The following is a 7,143-nucleotide window of genomic DNA, read 5'->3' as shown; positions in this document are numbered from 1 at the left end:
CGGCTGTGGGGGGTACCAGTGGGCAGCAGGTCATCGAGCGCACTGCAGATCACTTCCACCACCTCTTTATTCGTGCGTTCCCTGGCTGTTCCGTTTGAACCAGACCCTCCAACGCAGTAGCGCATCCACGTGGTCTTCCACGTAGAGCCAGTCGCGCACGTTGGCGCCATCGCCATAAAGCGGTATCGGCTCGCCGGCGGCCGCCTTCAGGATCACTGGGGTTGCCCGCGTCCGCCATGCGGATCGAGCAGCTGCTGTCCCTTTGCGTCCGGCTGAACGGTGGATTTTGCGTCAGGATAGTGAGAACCAATTCAGCACATCTAAGCCCTCAAAGGCTTCGAAATCGGCGGTATTGCGCGTTACCACCACCAAGGCCTGTGTTGCGGCGATGGCCGCGATCTGGCCATCCGCAAACGGCGGACGCAGACCCCTGGCATCCAACCTGGCGCGCTGCTCGCCATGCCACAGAGCAGCCTTACCGTCGTAAGGCAACACGGTGAGGCCACTTGTCAGCAACCCCTGCAGATAACTGTTGAGTCGTTGCTGCTTTCGCCCGGAAGGCAAACGGTGGATGCCGTAGCTCAGTTCGTGGATCACCACGCTGGCCGTATGCAAGACATGCTCTTCCGATTCCAGCTGTGCCATAACAGCCGGATCTGGCAGCTCTCGCAGGGGTTCAGACAGCACATTGGTATCCAGCAGCACGTTCATCCGAGCTGCACCTCCCTGCCCGTTGAGCGATCGCGCCAGGCTTCGATTTCCTGTGTGCCAACTGGGCCTGAGTCCAGGGGCCAATCATCGGCATGGCGCCCATGGGCAACTGCACGCCAATCCGCGATGGCAGTCCAGACGCCTCGTCTTGACTGGTGGCCCTGCAATGAGGCGTAGGCCTGCTCGGAGATCAGCACGGCAACAGGCTTGCCATGGCGTGAAATGTGAACCACCTCGCCTGCTTCCGCCGCCTGCACCAAGCCGGCCAAGTGGGTTTTTGCTGTCGATAGAGACACCGCCTGATCCACCGTATCCATCCTTGAAGCTTAGACCAGAATTCTAGTCTAATTTTAGGGTGTAGGCCTTCAGCCATGGGCGGCCGGCCGGCTGCAGGTGGTCATGGCTCTTCAAACCCATTCAGCAGTTGCAATCCGTCAAACGCCTCTAAATCCCTGATGTTGCGCGTCACCAACATGAGGCCCTGCGTTGCGGCGATCGCAGCCTGCTCGGCTTTGCTTTGCCGGGTGAAAGCACCTACATGCCGGCGTGAGCTCCATCAGGGTCAGCCCTGAAAGATCGAGTCGCTGACGGGCTTGCCAGAGGTCGTGGCTGTCCTGCATGGCAATCCAGTTTTCGGCACTGCGCCCCAGCACCCGCGACAACCGCAGCGCCACCTGCCGGATGGAGAGCGCGCACGGCCTGCCGCCATCCCCGATGCTGAATTACCAGATAAGATGCTGAGTAATTCAGCCGATTTGACATGAGAAGCACAATCACCTCCCGCGGCCAAACCGTGATCCCCGCCGCGATTCGCGAGCGCTTTGCCCTCGGGCCCTCCCAGCGGCTGGAGTGGTTGGTGGAGGCCGATGGTTCAATCCGCGTGGTCCCAGTGGCCGCCTCCCCCATTCAGGCCTTTCGCGGCCAGGGGAAACAAGGGGGCTCCTCCCGGCGGCTGTTAGCCGATCGACAAGCCGATGCCGCCCTGGAGGCCTGATGTCCCGTTTCTGCCTCGATACCTCAGCCCTGCTCACCCTCCGTGATAACGAGCCCGGCGCCGATCGCGTCGTCCAGCTGCTGGAAGCGCCTGTGCGATGCGTGGCCTGTTTCATGACCCGCATGGAGGTGCTCTGCCGGGTCTGGAAAGATGAAGGCGAGCGGGCTGGCCGCCTGGCCTATGAGCAGCTCCAGGCCTTGCCGATCGACTGGCTGGAGGCCACCGAGCCCCTGCTGCTGAGCGCAGCTGAACTCAAAGCCAGCCATCGCCTCTCCTTGGCCGATGCCTGGATTGCGGCGGCGGCTCTCCAGTGCGGCGCCACCCTGTTGCACAAGGACCCGGAGTTTCAGCCGATCGCCGGCCTCGATCAGGAGTGGCTGGGGTGAGCAGCGCCCGTTCGACACCAGCAGCCGTCTGCTCCGCGTCAATTACGTAGGCGGGTCGCTCTGATCGCTGGAAACCCTTGCTGCGGCTTGTTTTTGCCGGTAGCTCTCGCCCTTGATGCCCACGATGTGGCAGTGGTGCACCAGTCGGATGGAGAGCGCGCACGGCTCGAGAACCACCCCTTCGATGAATTCCCCGGGGTGGGGCGGATGTGCATCACCATGGGGATGAGTTTGTTGGGGAGACGATCTGATTCACCTGGCGGAGCGTTGCTGTAGGTCGCCATTCACGAACTGATGCAGGATGCTGCTGATCAGGGTCTGATAGGGAATGCCCGCTTGCAATGCCCTTGTGCGGATCGCCTGGAGATCGCCGCTGGAGAGGCGAATGTTGATGCGCTGATCCTTCTGTCCCGTCGCTCTTGCGGATTCACGTAGACCCTCCAGGAGGGAAGACGTCGCCACACTGAGCATTGCATCGTGCTCAAAATCATCGAGTAGCTGCTGTTCCTCGGCGTCGAGCTGAACTATGGATGTTGTGTCAGGCACGCTTCCACCAGGGGAGGAGTCGTTGTTGTAATGACGCTGGGCTTTGCGGCTGGGGATGATGGTCTTCAGGAACAGATGGTCGTCTGCTTCCACGTAGGGCACAAGATGCACGTAGCCGTTGATTCGGACAACCAGAATCCGCTGGCCTGGGTAACGAGCCTGGCTTGGATGTTCCAGCACATCCAGGATTTCTCCGGCTTCAATAGCGACCACAACCGCCTCGAAGCAAATCTCTCGTTCGGCAATGAGATGGGCATTCTTCTCCGGACTCCAGGCGAACGGCTTCATGCGCCAAGCCTAGCCATCCTGTGTGCCTTATGTCATCAGGGGTGCCTGTCCAGCCGGCCGTCGCCATAGCCGGCCCGATCGCGCACCTGGCTGCACCAGTCGAGGTTCTCGAGATACCAGCGCACCGTTGCTGCCAGGCCGGCTTCAAAGCTGTGGCGCGGCTGCCAGCCGAGCTCGCTGCTGATCCGGGTTGGATCAATCGCGTAACGGCGGTCGTGACCAGGGCGATCGGTCAACGGCGTGATCAGACGGCTGTGGGGGGGGGTACCAGCGGGCAGCAGGTCATCGAGCGCACTGCAGATCGCTTCCACCACCTCTTTATTCGTGCGCTCCCCATGGCTGTTCCGTTTGAACCAGACCCGCCAACGCAGCAGCGCATCCACGTGGTCTTCCACATAGAGCCAGTCGCGCACGTTGGCGCCAGCTTCTCGGGAAATTGCCAGGGGCCGTAGTTGTTGCTGCAGTTGGTGAGCATTGGCCGCCTTGCTCGCTGAATAGGGGCGGGGTGGTGTGCAGATCTGTCGCCTGGGTCCAAACGCCTCAGACTGCTGTCATCTCCCTGGCGGGCGAGTCGTGCGCTCCCTCTGCAGCAGTCTCCCCGCCCGCACCCGCGGGGCCTGCCGGCGCCGGCAGGCGGAGGCCCTGCAGCGCCAGTGGCTCAGCCGGCTCGCCTGGGGGCCCCAGCCCGAACAGGCCGCCGAGATCCAGCTCTGGCTCGCTCTCTTTCCGGTGAGCTGGCAGCAGCTTCCCGATGTCGTGCTGCTTGAGCAGCAGATCGCCACCATCCGTCAGCACCTGGGCGGCAGCTTCAAAGCCCTGCTTACGGCGATGGTGCTCGACCCGGCCCTGCAGCTCTCGCTCAACGGCCCGGCCAATCACCGCAGCAACCCCAACGAAAACCTGGCCCGTGAGCTGCTGGAGCTCTTCTCCCTCGGCGAGGGGCACTACAGCGAAACCGATGTGCGTGAGGCGGCCCGCGCCCTCAGCGGCTATCGCCTCACCGCCGACCACCAGCTAGTGCTCGATCCGCGCCGCCATGATCCAGGACCCAAAACCATCCTCGGCCGCACCGCAACCTTCGATGGAGCCAGCCTGGCCGCCTGGCTGGCCGAGCAACCCGGCACCGCCCGCCACATCACCACCCGCCTCTGGCTACAGCGGGTGGGCACACCGCCGCCACCCGCGCGGCTGGAAGCCCTCGCCAGCGGCTGGCGCCAGCAGCAGCTCTCCATCTCCTGGCTCAAGCAGGCGATCGAGGCCAGCCCAGAGGCGATCGCCAGCCGCCAGCAGGGTCTGCGGCTCGCCGATCCGCTGGAGGTAGTGGCCCGCAGCCTGCGCCTGCTCAGCAGTCGCCACCCCGATGCCCTGGCCATCAGCCTGCGCGGCCTGAGCGCCATGGGCCAGGCCCCTTTTGAGCCGCCGTCGGTGCAGGGCTGGCCCCACAACGCCCAATGGCTCAACCTGCGCTGGCTGCAGGCCCGCCGCCGAGGCCTCCAGGCCCTGCTCGCCGATGAGGAGGTGTGGGCCAGCGCCGAGCTGCCCGCCGAGCTGCCGGCCAGCCTCACGCCGATTCCGCCCCTGGGCCTGGCCCTGCCGGCCGCGCCCACCCGTTCCAATCTGTCGGCCCTGTTCGCCGATCCCGTGTGGCAACTGGCATGACGATCTGATGAAGCGCCGCTCCCTGCTCTCGCTACTGCTCGCCGGCTCCGCCGGTTCCGCCCTGGCTGCAGGCCGCGTCAATGCTGGCGGTTCGCCATTTCAGCTGCCACCGCCCCTGCTGCCGCCTCCACCGGCACCGCCCCATTCCGTGCTGGTGCTGCTGGAGCTGCGCGGCGGCAACGACGGCCTCAACACCGTCGCGCCGCTGCGCGATCCCCTCTACCGCCAAGCCAGGCCCCGTCTGGCGCTGCCGGAGTCTGAGGCGTTGCCTCTGGTCTCTGGCCTGACGCTGCATCCCGCCCTGGCGCCGCTGCTGCCTCTCTGGCAGAGCCGTCGTCTGGCCGTGGCGCTGGGGGTGGGCTGGCCCCATCCCAACCGCAGCCACTTCAAGGCCGCCGACCAGTGGGCCACCGCCTCCCCCAGCGGAGAGGGAGTGGGCTGGTTGGCGGCCGCCCTCGATCGCCAGCACCATCCCGGCCCACTGCTGGCCCTCGGCCCCGCCGGCTGCCCGGCCATGGAGGGCGGCGCCGCCCTGGCTCTGCAGCTCTCCCCCGCGGAACTGAACGCTCGCCCGGTTGCCGGTGTTGATCCCGCCCAGGCCGGCAGCCATGCGCTGCTGCGGCGGATGCTTGCCCTGGAGCAGGCCGGCGCCCAGCAGCTACAGCTCCTGCGCCAGCAGCTGGCCCCCTTGCCCCCTGGCCTGGAGTTCCCGCCCAGCGGCCTGGGTCAGCAGGTGGCCCTAGCCCTGCGGTTGATCGGCAGCGGCGACTGCCCGCCCGTGCTCCAGCTCGCCCAGGGCGGCTACGACACCCACGCCGATCAGGCCGCTGGCCACGGCCGGGTCCTCGGCGAGCTGGCGGCAGCCCTGGCTGCATTCGCCGCTGGACTGGAGCGTCTGCCCCAGCGTCCACCCGTCACCCTGCTGGCCGTGAGTGAATTCGGCCGCCGCCTGCACGAAAACGGTTCCGGCGGCACCGACCACGGCAGCGCCTCCGTGGCCCTGCTGCTGGGCGATCAATGGCCCGATCGCTTGCTTGGCCGCTACCCCAGCCTCAGCGATCTGGACGATCGCGGCGACCTGATCCCTGGCCTCAGCCCACCTGAGCTCTATCGGCAGGTGCTGCAGGTGGCGGGGGTTTGAGGGTGCTGGCTCACCCGCGGGTGAGGTCGTCGGGTCACTGAAGGATGAAGATGCAACTGGGCTTTCAGGTTGTGGGTCGCAATAGCAGGAATCCGGCCTCCGGGTGGGTGCAGAACCGCTCGATCGTCTCCGCTTGCTGCAGCAACAGAATCGCCGTGGCGGCATTGCTGGCATTGCCGATGGCCAGACACACAACCTTGGGCGGACATCCCCGGGTCACGCTGAGATCGAGGAAATCCTCATCTTTGGTCACCAGGACCAGGCCCTCTTGGCGGGCCCATTCCCAGATTGCTGTGTCACTGGCGCCTCCCAGGCCGATCATGCGCACATGGGTGGAGCTCGGAAACCGCTCCATCAGCAGCTGTGGTGAACTCACGCTGGCCTGCCTATACCGCCGCTGCGCTGGTGATCAGCCGCTTTTCGCGCTCCGCCGCAAAAGCGAGACAGGCCAGCACATCCTCATGGGTGAGCTGGGGGAAGTCCAGCAGCAATTCAGCTTCCGCCCTGCCGGCTGCCAGGACGCCGAGCACATCGCCGACCGTCAACCGCGTACCCCTCACGCACGGCTTGCCGAAGCGCACTGCGGGGTCAATGCTGATTCGCTGAAGCAGGTCCATGGTCAGAGAGTAAGAGGATTTCCGGGGTCTTTCCGCGGAAGCATGAGCCAAAGGCGCACCCGGAGGCTGCGGGCTGACGGCCTCCGCCTCAACCGCCACCACTTGAACACCCACAAAGTCCGGTTCACTGGCTGAATCACCCTCCACCTCCAGGTAGAGCGCAATGGCCTCCTGAACACGCTCCATCAGCTGGTCCAGGGATTGCGCCTGGGTGTGGCAGCCAGGCAGAGCCGGCACAAACGATAGGGGCCTTTGCCGGGATCAGTTCGCCCCGGCCGCCGCCAGCACCCCCAGCCGGCCGCCGCTGTAGCCGCCCTGCTCCCGTACCCGCCGGCACCACTCCTGCTGCCCCAGGTACCAGCGCACCGTTGCGGCCAGACCCTCCTCAAAGCTATGGCGCGGCTGCCAGTCCAGCTCGCTGCTGATCCGGGTTGGATCAATCGCGTAACGCCGGTCGTGGCCAGGGCGATCCGTCACCGGCGTGACCAGGCGGCTGTGGGGAGCGCCAGCGGGCAGCAGGTCATCGAGCGCACTGCAGATAACTTCCACCAACTCTTTGTTCGTGCGTTCCCCATGGCCTCCTACGCAGCAGCGCATCCACGTGGTCTTCCACATAGAGACAGTCGCGCACGTTGGCGCCAGCTTCTCGGGAAATTGCCAGGGGCCGTAGTTGTTGGAGCAGTTGGTGAGCACTGGCCGCCTTGCTCGCTGAATAGGGCGAGCGGGAATCGTAGGGGGTGGTTTCGCAGAAGCGGCCCGTTTCGCCAAGGGAGCCGAACACCTCATCGGTGGAGATGTGGT

Annotated in this window: 10 protein-coding genes and 3 pseudogenes; 4 read left to right on the top strand and 9 right to left on the bottom strand. The window is 65.3% G+C overall.

All coding sequences use genetic code 11. The features are described 5' to 3' along the window. The 3 genes and pseudogenes from KBZ07_RS13910 to KBZ07_RS16495 form a co-directional block, all read right to left on the bottom strand. Positions 1-216: pseudogene (locus tag KBZ07_RS13910) on the bottom strand (NAD-dependent epimerase/dehydratase family protein); the annotation flags it as partial. Positions 217-291: 75 nt separating this feature from the next. Continuing rightward, complete coding sequence (locus KBZ07_RS13905; RefSeq protein ID WP_254932170.1) at positions 292-711, bottom strand: PIN domain-containing protein; 420 nt, start codon at positions 709-711, stop codon at positions 292-294. Further along, positions 708-1,028 carry a type II toxin-antitoxin system Phd/YefM family antitoxin gene (locus KBZ07_RS16495; protein WP_396124097.1) on the bottom strand — a complete coding sequence of 107 codons (321 nt, stop codon included), beginning with the start codon at positions 1,026-1,028 and terminating at the stop codon, positions 708-710. The genes KBZ07_RS13905 and KBZ07_RS16495 overlap by 4 nt, the downstream gene beginning before the upstream one ends. A gap of 443 nt (positions 1,029-1,471) precedes the next feature. On the opposite strand from KBZ07_RS16495, the gene KBZ07_RS13900 reads away from it, so the two are divergent. Beyond that, the gene (locus KBZ07_RS13900; RefSeq protein ID WP_106502755.1) at positions 1,472-1,705 is read left to right on the top strand and encodes an AbrB/MazE/SpoVT family DNA-binding domain-containing protein; all 234 of its coding nucleotides are present in this window, start codon (positions 1,472-1,474) and stop codon (positions 1,703-1,705) included. Then, positions 1,705-2,091 carry a PIN domain-containing protein gene (locus tag KBZ07_RS13895; protein ID WP_254932169.1) on the top strand — a complete coding sequence of 129 codons (387 nt, stop codon included), beginning with the start codon at positions 1,705-1,707 and terminating at the stop codon, positions 2,089-2,091. Before KBZ07_RS13900 ends, KBZ07_RS13895 begins: the two co-directional genes overlap by 1 nt. A gap of 42 nt (positions 2,092-2,133) precedes the next feature. On the opposite strand, the gene KBZ07_RS13890 is transcribed toward KBZ07_RS13895, so the two are convergent. The 3 genes and pseudogenes from KBZ07_RS13890 to KBZ07_RS13880 form a co-directional block, all read right to left on the bottom strand. Further along, positions 2,134-2,268: an ATP-binding protein gene (locus KBZ07_RS13890; RefSeq protein ID WP_254932168.1), complete on the bottom strand. Its 135-nt coding sequence runs from the start codon at positions 2,266-2,268 to the stop codon at positions 2,134-2,136. A gap of 75 nt (positions 2,269-2,343) precedes the next feature. Further along, positions 2,344-2,925 (bottom strand): hypothetical protein, encoded by a 582-nt coding sequence (locus KBZ07_RS13885; protein WP_254932167.1) that lies wholly within the window; start codon positions 2,923-2,925, stop codon positions 2,344-2,346. A gap of 35 nt (positions 2,926-2,960) precedes the next feature. After that, positions 2,961-3,400 (bottom strand): annotated as a pseudogene (locus KBZ07_RS13880) (GDP-mannose 4,6-dehydratase); the annotation flags it as partial. 98 nt (positions 3,401-3,498) lie between these two features. On the opposite strand from KBZ07_RS13880, the gene KBZ07_RS13875 reads away from it, so the two are divergent. Together KBZ07_RS13875 and KBZ07_RS13870 are read left to right on the top strand one after the other, a co-directional pair. After that, on the top strand, positions 3,499-4,584 hold the full coding sequence (locus tag KBZ07_RS13875) for a DUF1800 family protein (RefSeq protein ID WP_254932166.1): 1,086 nt from the start codon (positions 3,499-3,501) through the stop codon (positions 4,582-4,584). A gap of 7 nt (positions 4,585-4,591) precedes the next feature. After that, on the top strand, positions 4,592-5,725 hold the full coding sequence (locus tag KBZ07_RS13870; protein WP_254932165.1) for a DUF1501 domain-containing protein: 1,134 nt from the start codon (positions 4,592-4,594) through the stop codon (positions 5,723-5,725). A 64-nt stretch (positions 5,726-5,789) separates the two neighbouring features. Here KBZ07_RS13870 and KBZ07_RS13865 read toward each other — a convergent pair whose 3' ends face one another. The 3 genes and pseudogenes from KBZ07_RS13865 to KBZ07_RS13855 all read right to left on the bottom strand — a co-directional run. Beyond that, positions 5,790-6,101 carry a DUF5615 family PIN-like protein gene (locus KBZ07_RS13865; RefSeq protein ID WP_254932164.1) on the bottom strand — a complete coding sequence of 104 codons (312 nt, stop codon included), beginning with the start codon at positions 6,099-6,101 and terminating at the stop codon, positions 5,790-5,792. A gap of 10 nt (positions 6,102-6,111) precedes the next feature. After that, a complete protein-coding gene (locus KBZ07_RS13860; protein WP_254932163.1) occupies positions 6,112-6,342 on the bottom strand; it encodes a DUF433 domain-containing protein in 231 nt (76 codons plus the stop codon). Positions 6,343-6,603: 261 nt separating this feature from the next. After that, positions 6,604-7,143: pseudogene (locus KBZ07_RS13855) on the bottom strand (dTDP-glucose 4,6-dehydratase); the annotation flags it as partial.

The organism is Cyanobium sp. BA20m-14, from assembly GCF_024346295.1.
Note: the sequence above shows the minus strand (reverse complement) of the source record. Positions and strands in the feature narration are given on the sequence as shown.